Below are 16,962 nucleotides of genomic sequence, written 5' to 3'. Positions count from 1 at the left end.
GGGAAGGAAAAACTGATGACAAACCGGAATTCCACCTCAGACGGCAACGGCATTTCGCTCTGGCGAAACGCCCGCATTGCAACGCTTGATCCTTCCCTCGACGGCCTCGGCATTATCGAGGGCGGCGCGATTGCCGTAAGAGACGGACGAATCGCCTTTGTCGGCCCCGAGTCCGAACTTCCTTCAGACCTGACCGCCGAGGCAGAGGCCATCGATTGCGAAGGCCGCTGGATGACGCCGGCGTTGATCGACTGCCACACCCATCTGGTCTTCGGCGGCAACCGCGCCATGGAATTCGAGATGCGCCTGAACGGCGCAAGCTATGAAGAGATCGCCAAGGCCGGCGGCGGGATCGTCTCCTCCGTGCGCGACACCCGCGCCAGAAGTGAAGACGAACTGGTGGCGGAAGCCCTTCCGCGCCTCGACACGCTGCTTGCCGAAGGCATTTCCACCATCGAAATCAAATCCGGCTACGGTCTCGATATCGAGACGGAACTGAAAATGCTCCGCGTCGCGCGCAGGCTGGAGACATTGCGCCCGGTTCGCATCCTGACCAGCTATCTCGCCGCCCATGCGACACCCGCCGAGTACAAGGGGCGAAATGCGGATTACATAGCCGACGTTGTATTGCCTGGTATGGAGCGTGCGCACGGCGAAGGACTGGTCGATGCGGTCGATGGCTTCTGCGAAGGCATTGCTTTTTCCGTCGACGAGATGCGCACCGTCTTCGATAAGGCCAAAGCGCTCAGTCTGCCAATCAAGCTTCATGCAGAACAGCTTTCTAATCTCCAAGGCGCAGAACTGGCCGCCTCCTATGGCGCGCTTTCGGCCGATCATCTGGAATATCTGGATGAACAAGGCGCCAAGGCTCTTGCGGCATCCGGCACGGTTGCCGTTCTTCTGCCAGGCGCTTTTTACGCGTTGCGCGAAACAAAGCTTCCGCCGATGCAGGCTCTGCGCGACGCGGGCGCAGACATTGCGCTTGCGACAGACTGCAATCCCGGCACCTCGCCGCTGACATCGCTGTTGCTCACCATGAATATGGGAGCGACACTCTTTCGCATGACGGTGGATGAGTGCCTGACTGCCACGACCCGCAATGCCGCCAAGGCGCTCGGTGTTCTTGCCGAAACCGGCACGCTCGAAGTTGGCAAATCCGCCGATCTCGCCATCTGGAATATCGAACGCCCGGCGGAGCTCGTCTATCGCATCGGCTTCAATCCGCTTCACGCACGCATCTTCAAGGGACGGACGATCTGAACCATGACCATCACTCTTCATCCGGGCGCAGTGCCACTTGCCGATCTCGCGACAATCTATTGGGAGAATGGTGCCGCCAAGCTTCATCCCTCCTTCGATGCAGGTATCGAGAAGGCGGCGAAGCGCATCGCTGATATTGCCGCCGGCAATGCGCCGGTCTATGGCATCAATACCGGCTTCGGCAAGCTGGCCTCGATCAAGATCGATGCCGCAGATGTCGCGACCCTCCAGCGGAATCTGATCCTCTCCCATTGCTGCGGCGTCGGCGCGCCTTTGCCGGAAAATGTCGTGCGGCTGATCATGGCGCTGAAGCTGATTTCGCTCGGGCGCGGCGCGTCCGGCGTGCGGCTTGAACTGGTGCGGCTGATCGAGGCGATGCTCGAAAAAGGCGTTATTCCGCTGATCCCGGAAAAGGGCTCGGTCGGCGCGTCGGGCGATCTCGCACCGCTTGCCCATATGGCCGCAGTGATGATGGGCGAAGGCGAAGCCTTTTTCGGTGGCGAGCAGATGCCAGCCCGCGACGCGCTGGCGAAGGCCGGTTTGACGCCTGTGGTGCTGGCGGCCAAGGAAGGTCTCGCGCTGATCAATGGCACGCAGACATCGACGGCGCTGGCGCTGGCCGGCCTCTTCCGCGCTCACCGCGCGGCTCAGGCAGCGCTCATTACCGGCGCGTTGTCCACCGATGCGGCCATGGGGTCTTCGGCACCCTTCCATCCGGATATTCACACGCTTCGTGGTCACAAGGGCCAGATCGACGCCGGTGCAGCCCTTCGGCAGTTGCTGGAAGGATCGGAAATCCGTTTCAGCCACATTGAAGGCGACGAGCGCGTACAGGATCCCTATTGCATTCGCTGCCAGCCACAGGTCGATGGCGCGTGCCTCGATCTTCTGAGACAGGTGGCGAAGACGCTGGAAATCGAAGCCAATGCGGTGACGGACAATCCGCTGGTTCTTTCCGATAATTCCGTCGTCTCCGGCGGCAATTTCCATGCAGAGCCGGTGGCCTTTGCCGCCGACCAGACCGCGCTTGCCATCTGCGAAATCGGCGCGATCGCCCAGCGTCGTATCGCGCTTCTGGTCGATCCGGCCCTTTCCTATGGTCTGCCGGCTTTTCTCTCCAAGAAGCCCGGCCTGAACTCCGGCATGATGATCGCCGAAGTGACGTCGGCTGCGCTGATGAGCGAGAACAAGCAGATGTCGCATCCGGCTTCCGTTGATTCCACGCCGACCTCCGCCAATCAGGAGGACCATGTCTCCATGGCCTGCCACGGCGCGCGCCGCCTGCTTCCGATGACGGACAATCTTTTTGCCATCCTTGGCATCGAAGCGCTGTCCGCTGTGCAGGGTGTCGAGTTGCGTGGTCCGTTGAAAACGAGCCCTGAATTGCAGAAGGCCATATCGGTGCTGCGCGCCGCGATCCCATCTCTGGAAGAAGACCGCTACATGGCGCCCGATCTGAAAGCCGCATCCGATCTGATCGCCACCGGCGCGCTGGTCGATGCAATTTCGGACGGCATTCTGCCGAAGCTGGAGGCGTAAGATGTCAGTCGTCGATATCCATCAGGGTCGCTCGCCCGTCATTCTCGGTCTGCCGCACACTGGCACAGACGTTCCGGCGGACATCTGGGAGCGGCTGAACGACAATGGCCGACTGCTGGCGGACACGGACTGGCACATTCACGAGCTTTATGGCGGTCTGGTCTCCGACGCGACGACGGTGCGCGCCACCTTCCACCGCTATGTGATAGACGCCAATCGCGATCCTTCCGGCACAAGCCTTTACCCGGGCCAGAACACGACGGGTCTCGTTCCAGAAACGGATTTCGATGGCGAGGCGATCTGGAAAGAGGGTGAGGCGCCGACGGAAGAGGATATCGCTTACCGGCTTCAGCATTTCCATGCACCTTATCATGCAGCGCTTGCAGCGGAAATCGAACGGGTAAAGGCGATCCATGGCGTTGCCATTCTCTATGATTGCCATTCCATCCGCTCGCATATTCCCTTCCTCTTCGAGGGCAAGCTGCCGGATTTCAACATCGGGACGGATATGGGCAAGACCTGCGATCCGGCCGTGGAGGCGATTGCCGTCGATGTAACGACTGCGGCTCAAGGCTACACCTCGATCCTCAACGGCCGCTTCAAGGGTGGCTGGACGACACGCCATTACGGCCAGCCCGATCAGGGTATGCATGCGATCCAGATGGAACTTGCGCAGTCTACCCATCTCAAAACCGAGTCGCCGCCCTTCGCCTATGATGCTGACAAGGCCGCGACGCTCCGCACCCATCTCAAGACCATTCTGACGCGCATGGAAGATTTTGCGCTGAACTTCAGAAAATAAAGGGGAAAGATCATGACAAACCCGCGTCATAACGAACGAGAGGTCCGCGCACCGCAGGGTCCGGAACTGAATGCCAAGAGCTGGATGACCGAAGCGCCGCTGCGCATGTTGATGAACAATCTGGACCCGGATGTGGCCGAGCGCCCACATGAACTTGTGGTCTATGGCGGCATTGGCCGCGCCGCGCGCACCTGGGAAGATTTTGACCGGATCGTCGCCACGCTGAAGGACCTCAACGAAGACGAGACGCTGCTGGTCCAATCCGGCAAGCCTGTCGGCGTGTTTCGCACCCATAAGGATGCGCCGCGCGTGCTGATCGCCAACTCCAACCTCGTGCCACACTGGGCGACCTGGGAGCATTTCAACGAGCTGGACCGCAAGGGCCTTGCCATGTACGGCCAGATGACAGCGGGTTCGTGGATTTACATCGGCACGCAGGGCATCGTTCAGGGCACCTACGAAACCTTCGTGGAAGCCGGGCGCCAGCATTTCAGCGGCAACCTCACGGGCAAGTGGATCCTCACCGGTGGTCTTGGCGGCATGGGTGGCGCACAGCCGCTCGCCGCCGTCATGGCAGGCGCCTGCTGCCTTGCGGTTGAATGCGACGAGACCCGCGTCGATTTTCGCCTGCGCACCCGCTACCTCGATGCCAAGGCGCATACGCTGGATGAAGCGCTCGCGCTGATCGACCAGTGGACCAAGGCGGGCGAAGCGAAATCCGTCGGTCTGATCGGCAATGCCGCCGATATCTTCCCGGAACTCGTCAAGCGAATGAAGGCAGGCGGCGCACGTCCCGATATCGTCACCGACCAGACCTCGGCCCATGATCCGATCCACGGCTACCTGCCGTCCGGCTGGAGCGTCGCCGAGTGGCGCGCCAAGCAGGAGAGCGATCCGAAGGCTGTCGAAGTCGCAGCACGCGCTTCGATGAAGACGCAGGTTCAGGCCATGGTGGACTTCTGGAATGCCGGTGTCCCAACGCTCGACTACGGCAACAATATCCGCCAGGTCGCGAAGGAAGAAGGTTTTGAAAATGCCTTCGCCTTCCCCGGTTTCGTGCCTGCCTATATTCGCCCGCTCTTTTGCCGCGGCATCGGTCCGTTCCGCTGGGCGGCCCTTTCGGGTGATCCGGAAGACATTTACAGGACCGACGCCAAGGTGAAGGAACTGCTGCCGGACAACAAGCACCTGCACAATTGGCTGGACATGGCGCGCGAGCGCATCGCCTTCCAGGGTCTGCCGGCACGCATTTGCTGGGTTGGTCTTGGCGATCGTCATCGCCTGGCGCTTGCCTTCAACGAGATGGTGAAGAATGGCGAGCTGAAAGCCCCCGTCGTTATCGGCCGCGACCACCTCGATTCCGGTTCCGTTGCCTCACCGAACCGCGAGACCGAAGCAATGAAAGACGGATCGGATGCCGTGTCCGACTGGCCGCTGTTGAACGCGCTACTTAACACCGCATCAGGTGCCACCTGGGTGTCGCTGCACCACGGCGGCGGCGTCGGCATGGGCTTTTCCCAGCATTCGGGTGTCGTCATCTGCGCCGATGGTACCGATGACGCGGCACGCCGCCTTGAGCGCGTGCTTTGGAACGATCCGGCCACGGGCGTCATGCGTCACGCGGATGCCGGTTACGACATCGCGCTCGATTGCGCCAAGGAAAAGGGCCTTCGCCTGCCCGGCATTCTGGGCAACTGAGCGATGAAGCGGCTCGCTGCCCGCGACTACAAGCGCATGCCGTGGAAGAACGGCAAGGGAGAGACGGTGGAAATCGCCGTCTTTCCGCCGGGCGCATCCGTGGATGACTTCGAGTGGCGGATCAGCATGGCAAGTGTCGTCAATGACGGCGCTTTCTCGCTGTTTCCGGAGATTGATCGAACGCTATCCATTCTGTCCGGGCACGGCATGGCGCTCACCATCGATGCGGCGGCACCGGTTCTTTTGACGATGGAAAGCGATCCGCTTCGTTTTGCCGCCGATGTTCCTGTCGACGCAACGCTTGTGGATGGCGCGATCACCGATCTCAACGTCATGACGCGTCGCGGGCGGTTTGCGCATAGCGTTGAGCGACGCGCCAGTTCGTTCTCGGTCCGTGGCTGTGAACGTGGGGAGACGGTGTATCTTCTGGCGACGGGCCCCGTTACGTTCACCAGTGCGGGCGAGACGGTGAAGCTAGAGGCGATGGATTGCGTGCTCGTTGGGGAAGATGCCAGCGTTACGGCTGGGAATATCGCCTGCTATGAAATACGACTTCAAGGGGATGCTTAGCGCTCGACTAAGAGATGAGCTCAAGCGACACTCTGCTTGAAGATGACGGCCAACTTCCCTCTTAGCCGCCATCCTCGGCCTTGAGCCGAGGATCCATAAGCCATTAACGCCGTTGGGAAAAATGGATCCTCGGGTCAAGCCTGAGGATGACCCGAGGGAGAGTTTGGGGCCACCAAAAGAAAGGCCCCGCGCGAACGGGGCCTCCATCTTTCACACTAAAAACCGCATCACTTCATCGTCGGCATGACGAATTCAGCACCCGACTTGATGCCCGACGGCCAGCGGGCGGTGATCGTCTTGGTCTTGGTCCAGAACTTGATCGAATCCGTGCCATGCTGGTTGAGGTCGCCGAAGCTGGACGCTTTCCAGCCGCCGAAGGAGTGGTAAGCGAGCGGAACCGGGATCGGAACGTTGACGCCGATCATGCCGATATTGATGCGCGAGGCAAAGTCGCGGGCGGCATCGCCGTCGCGGGTGAAGATGGCGACACCGTTGCCGTATTCGTGCTTCATCGGCAGGTCGAGCGCTTCTTCATAATTCTGGGCGCGGACGACGGAGAGGACCGGTCCGAAGATTTCCTGCCTGTAGATATCCATATCCGGCGTGACGTGGTCGAACAGGCAACCGCCGACGAAGTAACCATTCTCATAGCCCTGAAGCTTGAAATCGCGACCGTCGACCAGAAGCTTTGCGCCCTGCTCCACACCACTGTCGATCAAGCCCTTCACGCGCGTTTGCGCTTCCTTGGTGACGAGCGGGCCCATGTCAGCCTTGTCATCGGTGTAAGGACCAATCTTCAAGGCTTCGATCTGCGGGATGAGCTTTTCAACCAAGCGATTGGCAGTCTCTTCACCCACCGGTACAGCAACCGAAACGGCCATGCAGCGCTCGCCAGCCGAGCCGTAACCGGCACCCATCAGCGCGTTGACGGCCTGATCGAGATCGGCATCCGGCATGATGATCATGTGGTTCTTCGCGCCGCCGAAGCACTGGGCGCGCTTACCGTTCATGGCAGCGGTTCCATAGACGTAGCGGGCGATCGGCGTGGAACCGACGAAGGAGACGGCGCCGATATCCGGGTTGGTCAAAAGACCATCAACCGCGCTCTTGTCACCATTGATGACGTTGAGGATGCCGGCGGGTAGACCTGCTTCGATCATCAATTCGGCAAGACGGATCGGCAAAGATGGATCACGCTCGGAGGGCTTGAGGATGAAGGCGTTGCCGCAGGCGATGGCGGGAGCGAACATCCACATGGGGATCATGGCAGGGAAGTTGAACGGCGTGATGCCCGCGCCAATGCCGACAGGCTGGCGGATGGAATACATGTCGATCGCCGGGCCTGCACCTTCGGTAAACTCGCCCTTTGCGAGATGCGGAATGCCGCAAACGAACTCGCAGACTTCCAGACCGCGAATGATGTCGCCCTTGGAATCCTCGACCGTCTTGCCGTGCTCGCTGGAAAGAAGCACCGCCAGTTCATCCATGTGCTTGTTGAGCAGTTCAACGAACTTGAAGAACACGCGGGCGCGGCGCTGGGGATTGGTCGCTGCCCATTTCGGCTGCGCGGCCTTGGCGCTCTGCACCGCTGCGAGAATTTCCGCGTCGCTTGCCAGAGCCACCGTTGCCTGCACTTCGCCGGTTGCCGGGTTGAAGACATTCGATGTGCGGCCACTCGTGCCTGCCACGCGCTTGCCGTCAATGAAATGGCCGATCTCGTTCATGGTGTCCTCCAAAGATCTTTTAGATGCTGCACCATCCTGTTTTGAGTTGCACAAATCAATGGTCAGGAATACGCATCCGTTGTGCATAAATAGACACAAGGCGCAGCGATGGACTGGGACGATGTGCGAATTTTTCTCAGTGTGGCGCGGAGCGGGCAGTTCCTCGCAGCTGCGAAACTGCTCGGCGTCAATCATGCGACGCTAAGCCGCCGGGTCACCGCGCTGGAGGCAGCGCTTGGGTGTCAGCTGTTTCTTCGAACCACCACGGGATGTGTGTTGACCGAAGACGGTAGCCGCTTTCTGGTGGCTGCCGAGCGGATGGAGACGGAAATGCTTTCGGTGCAGGCAGCGCTTGGCCAGGGTGTCGCGTCGATTAGCGGCACCGTGCGCATCGGCGCGCCGGATGGCTTTGGGGTTTCCTTCCTCGCGCCGCGGCTCGGAGAACTGACGGCGCGGCATCCCGAACTCAAAATCGAGCTTGTACCCATCCCGCGCTCCTTTTCACTCTCCCAACGCGAGGCCGACATTGCGATCACGATCGAGCGACCCGAACAGGGGCGGCTGGTCTTTTCCAAACTGACGGATTACTCGCTCGGGCTCTATGCGGCGAAGAGCTATCTGGAGCAGCACCCATTTCCTGACAGCGTCGAGGCGCTGAGGCAGCACCGGCGTATTGGCTATGTCGAGGATCTGATTTTCTCCCCGTCGCTCAATTTTACCGAAGAGATCATGCGGGACTGGGATCCGAGCTTTGCGGTCTCGAGTGCAATCGGGCAGACGGAGGCCGTCCGCTCCGGCGCGGGCATCGGCATCCTGCACGATTACATCGCCCGAGACGATCCTGCTCTGGTTCGTCTTCTTCCGCACATGTCCATTCGACGCTCCTACTGGACGGCTTATCACGAAAATGCCCGGCAGCTAGCGCGCGTCAGAACGGTGGTGCAGTTTCTCCAGGATATCGTGGCGAAGGAGCGCCGTAGCTTTTTGTGACCGCGGTGTTATCGAGCAGGCAGGTAATCCTGAACGAGGGCGAGCAAAGCAGAGCCCGCCTCTTCGATCTCGCCACTATTGTCGATTGTCGTCACATCGACATCGTCGCAGAGCACTTCAACCTTACGATCGAGCCGGCCCATGATTTCGGCCATGCTCTCACGCCCACGGTTGGCGAGCCTCGCAGAGAGGATTTCCGGCCGGGCCGTGACCACAACCACCTTCAATGACGGGAAAGCACTTCTGAAATGCGGCAGCGCCGAGCGCGAGCCGTTGGCGACCGCCACGCCACCGTGCTTCAAATGCTCTTTGACTGAGGTGGGAATGCCGTAATGGAGGCCATGGGCACTCCATGACACACAAAATTCGCCGGCTAGCTTTTTCCGCTCAAAAGCGTCTTCGGTACAGCCCTGATGGTTCTCACCACCCGCATCGCTGTCTCGGGTGATGACACGGCGAACGAAATGCACATCGGGATTATCCCGCAGGTGTTCTGCTGCATAATCGATGAGCGTATCCTTGCCGGCGCCACTCGGGCCGACGACGACGATCATCGTTCCGAGCAGGTTAAGGCCTGGTGACGGTGCGTCAGACGATGTGAGGCTCATGCGACACGTTTTCCCTGTCGCCAGACGCTACGCACCACCGGCACGCCGCTTTCGCGACGAACCCGCACGAGATCGGCGCGCAGGCCCTCGGCAATGGAACCGCGATCCGTCAGGCCCACCGTCTTTGCGGGCGTTGCCGTGACCATGGACAGAGCCTTGGGAAGGGTGATGCCTTCCACCTGATCGGCCAGCAGGAAGGGCGCATAGAGCAGGCTGAAGGGTACGTAGTCCGACGACAGCACATCGAGAACGCCGAGTTCGGCGAGATCGCGTGCAGCAATATTGCCGGAATGGGATTTTCCGCGAACGATGTTCGGGGCGCCCATCAGCACGCTCATGCCAGCGGTGTGGGACGCCTTGGCGGCTTCGACGCTGGTCGGGAATTCGGCAAGACGCACGCCGTGGACGATGGCCTCCTCAACATGGGCTTCCGTCGCATCGTCATGGCTGGCAACGGTGATGCCGCGTTCGGCGCAGCGGGCCGACAGATAATCACGGTGCTTGCCGGAGAATTTTTGCGAGGCGGAAACGCGTCGATCGACAAAGGCCTTGAAGGCTTCGTCGCTCAAGCCACGCTTCTTTTGATAGAACATGACGTACTGATCCATCGTCTGGAACTGACGCTGGCCCGGGGAATGGTCCATCAGCGAGATCAGCCGCACATGCGGATCGTTTTCGAAGTCTTCGAAATGCTCCAGCACGTCGGCGGAGGCGACTTCGCAGCGCAGATGCAGCAGGTGATCGGAGCGAAGACGATCTTCACCCTTGGCTTTTTCGATGGCATTGGCCATGTCGCGCATTTCGCCGCGCGCAAAGCCGCCATCCTCGTCCGAGCCAAGACGCAGGCAATCGAAAACGGTTGTGATGCCTGACGATGCGACCTGCGCATCATGCGCCTGAATGGCGGCGATCTTGTCCCAGGTCACACCCGGGCGCGGGGAATAATGCTGCTCCAGATGGTCGGTGTGCAGTTCGACGAGGCCGGGAATCAGATAGTCGCCGCCGAAATCTTCGCCCGTTTTCGATTCACCCTCGCTGATATCGGCAATCACGCCATCGCGGATCAGGACGGAGCCTTGGACGACATCGTCGGACAGCACGATGCGCGCATTGGATAGGACATGTTCAGCCATTTCGGACATCTTTCGTATTGGGAGCAGCCAGTGGCTGCCAGCTATGAACGGTGAAGGCCTCACCCCGCTGCTTTTCAACGAAAAGGCCAAGGCCGGAAATCGTCAGCGGGCGATGAATGAAGCCGGTAAATGTCTTGGTGAGAATATCCGCCATCTCTTGCCTGCGCCCTTCACTCACCGGCCCAGTCAGGGTCATGTGGAAGCGAAAATCGTCCATGACGTAAGGATAGCCCCACCGATGAAGATTGGCGCGCTGGCTTTCGCTCAGCGTTTCGGGCTTGCGACGGGCGATGTCGCGCTCGGAAAGCGGCGCGCGGAAAGGTTCGAAATGCGTCACCACCTCGGCGGTGAAATCCTGAAGCGGTTGATGGAGTGTGGCAGGAACCAAGGCGAAGAATGGCCCGAGAGAACCGATGACGATTTCGGGAATATCGAAGGCGACTTGTGAGGCTGCGAAAGCTGAAAATGCCTCCAACAGTTCTGCTTCGCTTCTGTCTTCGGCAAGTTCGAAGGGCGCTTTCAGCGTGGCGTGAAAACCATAGCGCCTTGGATCTTCGGTGACACCTGCGAAGTCGGCATAGTCGTCTAACACCTCGTCAGAAAAGGCGTTGCGCCCCAGCCACCGCGATGCCGTCTCAGTGAGCGGATCGGTGGCGGGAGGCGTAAAATAGATTGCGTAGCGCACGGGGTCGCACTTTCAAACGTCATGAAAACAGCGGAAGCGCCATTTGAGACGACTCGTCTCGGCCCCGCAAGGTCAGATGTGCGGGGTAGACCTTTTCCATGACAGAATGATGATATCGGGAGAGAAATTCGCCGGATATCAGTCTCATATTTAATGGTGCGTTTTACCGATGAGGCGAGAGCGGATCGCATTCGACATATTGTCGAACAGGAAGACGACGATGAGGATCAGCAGCACCATATAGGCGACCTTGTCCCAGTCCTGATTGGTGCGCATGGCCTCCAGCAATTTGAGACCGATACCGCCTGCGCCGACCGCACCGATAACGGTGGCCGAGCGCGTGTTGCTTTCCCAGAAATAGAGAGACTGCGAGATGAATACCGGCAGCACCTGCGGAATGACGCCGTAGCGATTGACGATGACCGGCGAGGCGCCGACCGACTTCACGCCCTCACGCTGCTTATCATCAACATTCTCCAGCGCCTCGGCATAAACCTTTCCGAGCGCGCCTGTATCGGTGAAGAAGATCGCCGCGATGCCGGGGATCGGTCCGGGACCAAAGCTCCGGGTAAAGAACAGCGCCCAGATCAGCATGTCGATGGAGCGCAGGAAATCGAAGAGCCGCTTCATGCCCCAATTCGCCGCCTTATTGGCAGTGATGTTACGAGCGGCGATAAATGCCAGAGGGAAAGCGAAGAGCGTTCCGAGAAGTGTGCCAAGGAAGGCCATGACGAGCGTCTGCAACAGCTTGGAGAGAATATCCTCATGCTGCCAGGCATCGTTGCCCAGGAAGTCATCGACCATTTTGGAGATGTTGGACTGCGCTGGATCGACGCGGGGTTGCCAGAGGGCGAGCGAGGCGAGTTCCCCCCAGCTCTTACCCCAGAACTGCGAGCGTGTGTCGAAGAAGAAATTGGCCCAACCGAGGAAGCGGCGCTGGACGTAAAGTTGCGAGGTGCGGATTTCCGCCTGACCGGCAAACCCATATTCGACAACAACCTTGTTTTCGTCCTGACGGATCTGCACGGGCGATCCCGCGGGGGCTGTGACGCGGTCTGCGCCTATTGTCACCGGATAGAGCTTGCCGTCGATATAAACATCGGCCTGCGTTGGCGTGATATCGATTCGGTTCTGCTGGCCGCCATAGATCACGCTATATCCGCCATCCGGCAGCGGCTGCAACCAGCTGATACTGGCGTTAGCGGGATACTGTCCGCGGCTCGTCCATTGCGGCACGACCTTGCCATCCGCGAAACGAAGGCGCGGCTGGGCGCGCCAGGAATACCAGTCCTGAATGTAGCTGGAAGCGCGGTCCCATCGGCCATTCATCAAGGCCGGACCGACATTGAAGGCGAAGAAGCAGATGATGAGATAGGCGACGGCTGCGACAAGGCCGAGAAACAGTCCGTAGCGGCGCAAAAAGCTCTGCTGGAAGACCTGCGGATATTGCGAAAGAAGACGTTCGCGATCGGCACCATTGATGACAATGCTGGTGGACATCAGGCCGCTCCCCGTCCGAATTCAAAGGATTGATGGCCGATCAGCCTGCGGCGCAGCCAGCCGGAAAACTGGTCAACGGCGATGATGGTGATCAGCAGCATGATGATGATGGCATAGGTTTTTGCGGCGTGATCGTTGCCGATCGCCAGGCGGAAGACCTCGCCGATGCCACCGCCACCGACAGCACCGATGATGGTGGAAGCGCGCACATTGATTTCGGCGCGCAGCAACGCATAGGAGACGAAATTCGGCAGAACCTGTGGCACGATGGCAAAGCGCACGCGCTCCAGCCAGTTGGCACCCGATGCCCGCAACCCCTCATCCGGCTTCATATCGGCATTTTCGACGACTTCAAAGAAAAGCTTTCCGAGCGCGCCAACGGTGTGGATGGTGATGGCAACGATGGCGGCAATAGGGCCGAGCGAAAGAATGGCGGTCAGCAATCCGGCGACGACGATCTCGGGAAAGGCGCGCATCACTTCCATCAGGCGTCTCACGACAAAACGCACGGCACCGGCGCCAACGAGATTGGTGGAGGCGAAAAAGCACAGCATGAAGGCGAAGGCGGTACCGATCAGCGTCGAAACCAGCGCGATGTTCAGCGTGATCATCAGCTGATAGAAAAAATGCGGAATATAAAACCCGTCGCCGATATAGACCCGCTCCGAGACATAGTCGTATTTCAGCGAGCCATCGGCATAGGGTGACGGCAGGTCGAACATGGCGCGAACGACTTCCATCGGACTGTTCGGCAGGAAGGTCTTCATAAAATCGAAGAAATAGGGCAGCCGCTCGAAAAACTTGCCGGAATTGGCGCTGTTGGCGAAATCGAGCGAAGCAAAAAGCAGCGCGAGAAAGACGACAATGGCGATGCCGGTGTAGATACGCCGCGTGACCAGCTGTTGCTGGTAGTGCTGCATGACCTTCTTCGAGGCCTCGCTCAACGTATCTGGCGTGATTGGCGTGCTGGCCATATCTTTGTGTTCCTTGCCAGAGCATGTGGGTGACGATGCGTTCACCGCTGCTCTCATTCACCGTTTCAGCGGCATCGCTCAGGAAGCGTGCGGCTTTCCCGGACATGCGCTTTAAAAAACGGCGGCGTCTTTCTGACGCCGCCGTCCCTTGCGATTGCTGGCAATCAGCCGCCGATCACGGCCTTACGGGCGTCAACGATCGTCTGGTAGAAGGACGGATCGACCTTGATGTATTCCTTGTTCTTGCCCTGCGTGAAGCCCTGGAAGCAGGCTAGGTCCTTCTTGGGCAGGTCGAGGAAGAAAGCTTCGATCTTCTGCTTCATCGGCTCACCAACCTTGTTGGCAACCATCAGCGGGCCGTTCGGGATCAGCGGCGACTTCCAGACTTCGACGATATCGTCCATATCGAGGTTGCCCTTGGCGACCATCTGGTGAAGATTGCCGGAGCTGTAGCCTTCTTCCCACTTGCCAACGCCGGAGCCGAAGGTGGTGCCGACATCGAACTTCTTGTCGAGGACGGCGAGAACGAGGTTCTCGTGACCGCCACCAAAGCCGGTTTCAGAGAAGTATTCCTTGACCGGCTTGCCGGTTTCCTTCGGCAGGGCGACGTTCGGGATGAGGTAGCCGGAGGTGGAGTCCGGATCGGCAAAGCCGAGCTTCTTGCCCTTGGCATCTGCGAGCGTCTTGATGCCGGAATCCTTGCGGGCAACCATGATCGTGTAATAGCCGCTGGAGCCGTCAGCGCCGGTATAGGTCAGGATCGGATCGACAGCCTTCGGGTCCTGAATAGCGATCTTGGCGTAGGACGACGCGCCCATGGAAGCGATATCGATGGTGCCGCCGAGCAGACCCTGGATGACGCCGTTATAGTCCGGCGACGGGAAGAGCTGAACCTGCTCAACACCGGTTGCAGCCTTCAGACCATCGGCGACGCACTGTGCGTTGCGCAGCTGGTCGTTGGAGTTTTCGCCGCCATCGAGGCCGATACGCAGAACCTTGACGTCCTGAGCCAGAGCCGAACCGGCCAGAAGGCCAAGTGCGACCGCCGAAAGAAGAGCTTTCTTCAACATGGATTTATCTCCGTTTTTCCGGCGAGCCGGAGTTTGATACGACATGGAATGTGGTATTGGGCGCCCCTGACGCGGGCGGATCGATGCTGTGCAGTCCTTACAGTCCAGCCATGGAAAGAGGCTTGGGAGCAGAAGCTTCAGGACCGGCAGATGGGTGTTGGGCGCGCGCAGTCAGCTCCGCGCCTTCAATGGTGATGCTGGTCGACGTCATGGTTTCGTCGATGCCGGCACCTTGAGAATCGGTGCCGTAGATTTCCTTGACCGCGCGGGCATCGAGCTCGGCGGGTGTGCCGTCGAAGACGACGCGACCGGCTGCCATGCCGATGATGCGCTCACAATAATTGCGCGCCGTATCGAGCGTATGAAGGTTGGTGATGACGGTAATGCCTTCGCGCTCATTGATATCGCGCAGCGCGTCCATGACGATCTTGGCATTGAGCGGATCGAGCGAAGCAATGGGCTCGTCGGCAAGCAGCATGCGCGGCGATTGCATCAGCGCACGTGCGATCGCCACACGCTGCTGCTGGCCACCCGACAGCGTGCCCGCGGGCTGCATCGCCACATGCTCGATCCCCAGACGCTCAAGCGCTGAAATCGCCATCAACCGCTCTTCGGTGGTGAAGATGCTGAGCAGGCTCAAGACCGTGGAGCGGTGATTGAGACGGCCGAGCATGACATTGGTCAAAACGTCGAGACGGGGAACGAGGTTGAACTGCTGGAAGATCATGGCGCAATCGCGCTGCCAGCGGCGCAAGGCGGCGCCACGAAGCGAGGAAACCTCGAGATCGCCGAAATGAATGGAGCCGGATGTCGGATCGACCAGACGGTTGATCATCCGCAGCAGGGTGGATTTGCCCGCACCCGAACGTCCAATGACGCCGACCATCTGGCCCTGGGGAATGTCGAGCGTCACGCTGTCCACGGCGGTCGATTTGCCGAAGCGGCGCGTTACCTGCTTGAGTTGAAAAGTCATAGGCCAAATCCAGTCTCGTTATTTCGGATTCGGCCTATCAGGGATGCGTGAAGCACGAATGTCAGTTTGATGAAGAAATTGTTACAAGGCTGACGTTAGGGAGATCCGCGCCCTTATCCGTCATACTTGGCGAGAAACGCGTCCGCTTCGAGCGACCGGAAATCATCGAGAGCGGCGCGAAGCCTCGCGTGATCCCAATCCCACCAGGCCAGCCGGTCCATGCGCTCGCCGACCTCTTCCGAAAAGCGGCGACGGATCAGCTTTGCAGGGACGCCGCCGACAATGGTGTAGGGCGCGACGTCCTTCGAAACCACGGCACCGGCCCCGACGACGGCGCCATTGCCGATGGTGACGCCGGGCAGGATGGTCGCGCCGTGTCCGATCCAGACATCGTGGCCGATGACGACGCGTCTGGCGCGTCTTGCCGCGAAAAACTCCGTCTCGTCCTCCGCATCGTCCCAATAATTATGGGCGCGATAGGTGAAGTGGTGCAGCGTTGCCCGCGACATGGGATGATTGGTGGCGTTGATGCGCACCGAGGCGGCGATGTTGACGAACTTGCCGATGGTGGCGCACCAGACGGCACCGTCCTGCATGATGTAGGAGTAATCGTCCATCTCCACCTCTTCGATACGGCAGCGCTCCGACACTTCGGTGTAACGGCCGAGCTTGGAGTTTGTGACGCGGGCGGTTTCGTGGATGACGGGTTCAAGGCCGACTTTGACACTCATGCTGCAATCTTTCTGGGCGAGAACTGCGAAACGTCGAGAATGCGGTCGGCGACGGCCTCACGCACTTCCTCATCGTGGAAAATGCCGAGCAGCGCTGTCCCTTCGGCTTTCTTTTGCCGGATCATTTCCACCACCACCTTGCGGTTGGCGGCATCGAGCGACGCCGTCGGTTCGTCCAGCAGCAGGATGGCATGGTCGGTGATGAAGCCGCGCGCGATGTTGACGCGCTGCTGTTCGCCGCCGGAAAAGGTCGCGGGCGGAAGAGACCATAATTCACGCGGCAGGTTGAGCTTCGACAGCAACTCCCCTGCCCGTTCGCGTGCTTCTTCAACCGGTACTTTGCGGGCGAGCAGCGGTTCGGCGACGACATCGACAGCGGCGACGCGCGGAACGGTGCGCAGGAACTGGCTGACATAGCCAAGGCTGCGGTGACGGACTTCCAGAACGGTGCGGGGTGCGGCGCTGCCGATATCGACCATCTGCCCCTCATGCTTGATGAGGATCTGGCCGCTGTCGATGGCATAGTTGCCGTAGAGCATCTTGAGGATCGAACTTTTGCCGATCCCCGAAGGCCCACCAAGCACGACGCATTCGCCCGCCTGGACGGAGAAGTTCACATTGCGCACGACGGGCAGTTCGATCCCGTCACGCAGATGCATGGTGAAGCTTTTGAAGACTTCCGAAACGATGAGAGGGGTCGGCATG

Annotated in this window: 16 protein-coding genes; 6 read left to right on the top strand and 10 right to left on the bottom strand. The window is 59.8% G+C overall.

All coding sequences use genetic code 11. From position 1 onward, the window contains the following. The first annotated feature begins 15 nt into the window (after positions 1-15). The 5 genes from hutI to QE435_RS14290 are packed head-to-tail and all read left to right on the top strand — an operon-like array spanning position 16 to position 5,869. The gene (gene hutI, locus QE435_RS14310; RefSeq protein ID WP_349041782.1) at positions 16-1,260 is read left to right on the top strand and encodes an imidazolonepropionase; all 1,245 of its coding nucleotides are present in this window, start codon (positions 16-18) and stop codon (positions 1,258-1,260) included. A gap of 3 nt (positions 1,261-1,263) precedes the next feature. Next, on the top strand, positions 1,264-2,799 hold the full coding sequence (gene hutH, locus QE435_RS14305) for a histidine ammonia-lyase (protein ID WP_349041781.1): 1,536 nt from the start codon (positions 1,264-1,266) through the stop codon (positions 2,797-2,799). A gap of 1 nt (position 2,800) precedes the next feature. Continuing rightward, positions 2,801-3,601 (top strand): N-formylglutamate deformylase, encoded by an 801-nt coding sequence (gene hutG, locus QE435_RS14300; RefSeq protein ID WP_349041780.1) that lies wholly within the window; start codon positions 2,801-2,803, stop codon positions 3,599-3,601. Between the two features lie 12 nt (positions 3,602-3,613). Continuing rightward, positions 3,614-5,299, top strand: coding sequence for a urocanate hydratase (gene hutU, locus QE435_RS14295; protein WP_349041779.1), 1,686 nt, complete (start codon positions 3,614-3,616; stop codon positions 5,297-5,299). A 3-nt stretch (positions 5,300-5,302) separates the two neighbouring features. Continuing rightward, entirely contained in the window at positions 5,303-5,869 is a 567-nt protein-coding gene (locus QE435_RS14290) for a HutD family protein (protein ID WP_349041778.1), read from the top strand. A 227-nt stretch (positions 5,870-6,096) separates the two neighbouring features. Here the strand turns inward: QE435_RS14290 and QE435_RS14285 are convergent, their stop codons facing one another. After that, the gene (locus tag QE435_RS14285) at positions 6,097-7,593 is read right to left on the bottom strand and encodes a CoA-acylating methylmalonate-semialdehyde dehydrogenase (RefSeq protein WP_349041777.1); all 1,497 of its coding nucleotides are present in this window, start codon (positions 7,591-7,593) and stop codon (positions 6,097-6,099) included. Between the two features lie 108 nt (positions 7,594-7,701). Between QE435_RS14285 and QE435_RS14280 the strand changes: the two genes are divergently transcribed. Continuing rightward, positions 7,702-8,583: a LysR family transcriptional regulator gene (locus QE435_RS14280; RefSeq protein ID WP_349041776.1), complete on the top strand. Its 882-nt coding sequence runs from the start codon at positions 7,702-7,704 to the stop codon at positions 8,581-8,583. Between the two features lie 8 nt (positions 8,584-8,591). Here QE435_RS14280 and phnN read toward each other — a convergent pair whose 3' ends face one another. The 9 genes from phnN to phnL form a co-directional block, all read right to left on the bottom strand. Then, entirely contained in the window at positions 8,592-9,191 is a 600-nt protein-coding gene (gene phnN, locus QE435_RS14275) for a phosphonate metabolism protein/1,5-bisphosphokinase (PRPP-forming) PhnN (protein ID WP_349041775.1), read from the bottom strand. Continuing rightward, positions 9,188-10,324, bottom strand: coding sequence for an alpha-D-ribose 1-methylphosphonate 5-triphosphate diphosphatase (locus QE435_RS14270; RefSeq protein ID WP_349041774.1), 1,137 nt, complete (start codon positions 10,322-10,324; stop codon positions 9,188-9,190). Before QE435_RS14270 ends, phnN begins: the two co-directional genes overlap by 4 nt. Then, positions 10,317-11,009 carry a DUF1045 domain-containing protein gene (locus QE435_RS14265; protein WP_349041773.1) on the bottom strand — a complete coding sequence of 231 codons (693 nt, stop codon included), beginning with the start codon at positions 11,007-11,009 and terminating at the stop codon, positions 10,317-10,319. The genes QE435_RS14270 and QE435_RS14265 overlap by 8 nt, the downstream gene beginning before the upstream one ends. Before the next feature lie 150 nt (positions 11,010-11,159). Then, positions 11,160-12,509, bottom strand: coding sequence for a phosphonate ABC transporter, permease protein PhnE (gene phnE, locus QE435_RS14260; RefSeq protein ID WP_306930343.1), 1,350 nt, complete (start codon positions 12,507-12,509; stop codon positions 11,160-11,162). Further along, positions 12,509-13,483 carry a phosphonate ABC transporter, permease protein PhnE gene (gene phnE, locus QE435_RS14255; RefSeq protein WP_309772118.1) on the bottom strand — a complete coding sequence of 325 codons (975 nt, stop codon included), beginning with the start codon at positions 13,481-13,483 and terminating at the stop codon, positions 12,509-12,511. The genes phnE (QE435_RS14260) and phnE (QE435_RS14255) overlap by 1 nt, the downstream gene beginning before the upstream one ends. Before the next feature lie 164 nt (positions 13,484-13,647). Then, positions 13,648-14,553, bottom strand: coding sequence for a phosphonate ABC transporter substrate-binding protein (gene phnD / locus QE435_RS14250; protein ID WP_306930341.1), 906 nt, complete (start codon positions 14,551-14,553; stop codon positions 13,648-13,650). 97 nt (positions 14,554-14,650) lie between these two features. Then, positions 14,651-15,526: a phosphonate ABC transporter ATP-binding protein gene (gene phnC / locus QE435_RS14245; protein ID WP_349041772.1), complete on the bottom strand. Its 876-nt coding sequence runs from the start codon at positions 15,524-15,526 to the stop codon at positions 14,651-14,653. Between the two features lie 113 nt (positions 15,527-15,639). Beyond that, positions 15,640-16,257, bottom strand: a complete 618-nt coding sequence (locus tag QE435_RS14240) for a DapH/DapD/GlmU-related protein (protein ID WP_349041771.1) — start codon at positions 16,255-16,257, stop codon at positions 15,640-15,642. After that, positions 16,254-16,961 carry a phosphonate C-P lyase system protein PhnL gene (gene phnL / locus QE435_RS14235; RefSeq protein ID WP_062427271.1) on the bottom strand — a complete coding sequence of 236 codons (708 nt, stop codon included), beginning with the start codon at positions 16,959-16,961 and terminating at the stop codon, positions 16,254-16,256. The genes QE435_RS14240 and phnL overlap by 4 nt, the downstream gene beginning before the upstream one ends. Position 16,962: the final 1 nt, after the last annotated feature.

Source organism: Agrobacterium sp. SORGH_AS 787, assembly GCF_030819035.1.
In the GTDB taxonomy this organism is placed as follows: domain Bacteria; phylum Pseudomonadota; class Alphaproteobacteria; order Rhizobiales; family Rhizobiaceae; genus Agrobacterium; species Agrobacterium larrymoorei_B.
This window is presented reverse-complemented; position numbering and strand designations above follow the sequence as displayed.

Coding starts and splice junctions, on each gene's coding strand:
- phnD (WP_306930341.1), bottom strand. CDS start 14,553: ATGTTGAAGAAAGCTCTTCTTTCGGCGGTCGCACTTGGCCTTCTGGCC.
- phnE (WP_306930343.1), bottom strand. CDS start 12,509: ATGTCCACCAGCATTGTCATCAATGGTGCCGATCGCGAACGTCTTCTT.
- phnN (WP_349041775.1), bottom strand. CDS start 9,191: ATGAGCCTCACATCGTCTGACGCACCGTCACCAGGCCTTAACCTGCTC.
- hutU (WP_349041779.1), top strand. CDS start 3,614: ATGACAAACCCGCGTCATAACGAACGAGAGGTCCGCGCACCGCAGGGT.
- hutI (WP_349041782.1), top strand. CDS start 16: ATGACAAACCGGAATTCCACCTCAGACGGCAACGGCATTTCGCTCTGG.
- phnC (WP_349041772.1), bottom strand. CDS start 15,526: ATGACTTTTCAACTCAAGCAGGTAACGCGCCGCTTCGGCAAATCGACC.
- QE435_RS14290 (WP_349041778.1), top strand. CDS start 5,303: ATGAAGCGGCTCGCTGCCCGCGACTACAAGCGCATGCCGTGGAAGAAC.
- hutH (WP_349041781.1), top strand. CDS start 1,264: ATGACCATCACTCTTCATCCGGGCGCAGTGCCACTTGCCGATCTCGCG.
- phnL (WP_062427271.1), bottom strand. CDS start 16,961: ATGCCGACCCCTCTCATCGTTTCGGAAGTCTTCAAAAGCTTCACCATG.
- QE435_RS14285 (WP_349041777.1), bottom strand. CDS start 7,593: ATGAACGAGATCGGCCATTTCATTGACGGCAAGCGCGTGGCAGGCACG.
- QE435_RS14270 (WP_349041774.1), bottom strand. CDS start 10,324: ATGGCTGAACATGTCCTATCCAATGCGCGCATCGTGCTGTCCGACGAT.
- QE435_RS14280 (WP_349041776.1), top strand. CDS start 7,702: ATGGACTGGGACGATGTGCGAATTTTTCTCAGTGTGGCGCGGAGCGGG.
- hutG (WP_349041780.1), top strand. CDS start 2,801: ATGTCAGTCGTCGATATCCATCAGGGTCGCTCGCCCGTCATTCTCGGT.
- phnE (WP_309772118.1), bottom strand. CDS start 13,483: ATGGCCAGCACGCCAATCACGCCAGATACGTTGAGCGAGGCCTCGAAG.
- QE435_RS14240 (WP_349041771.1), bottom strand. CDS start 16,257: ATGAGTGTCAAAGTCGGCCTTGAACCCGTCATCCACGAAACCGCCCGC.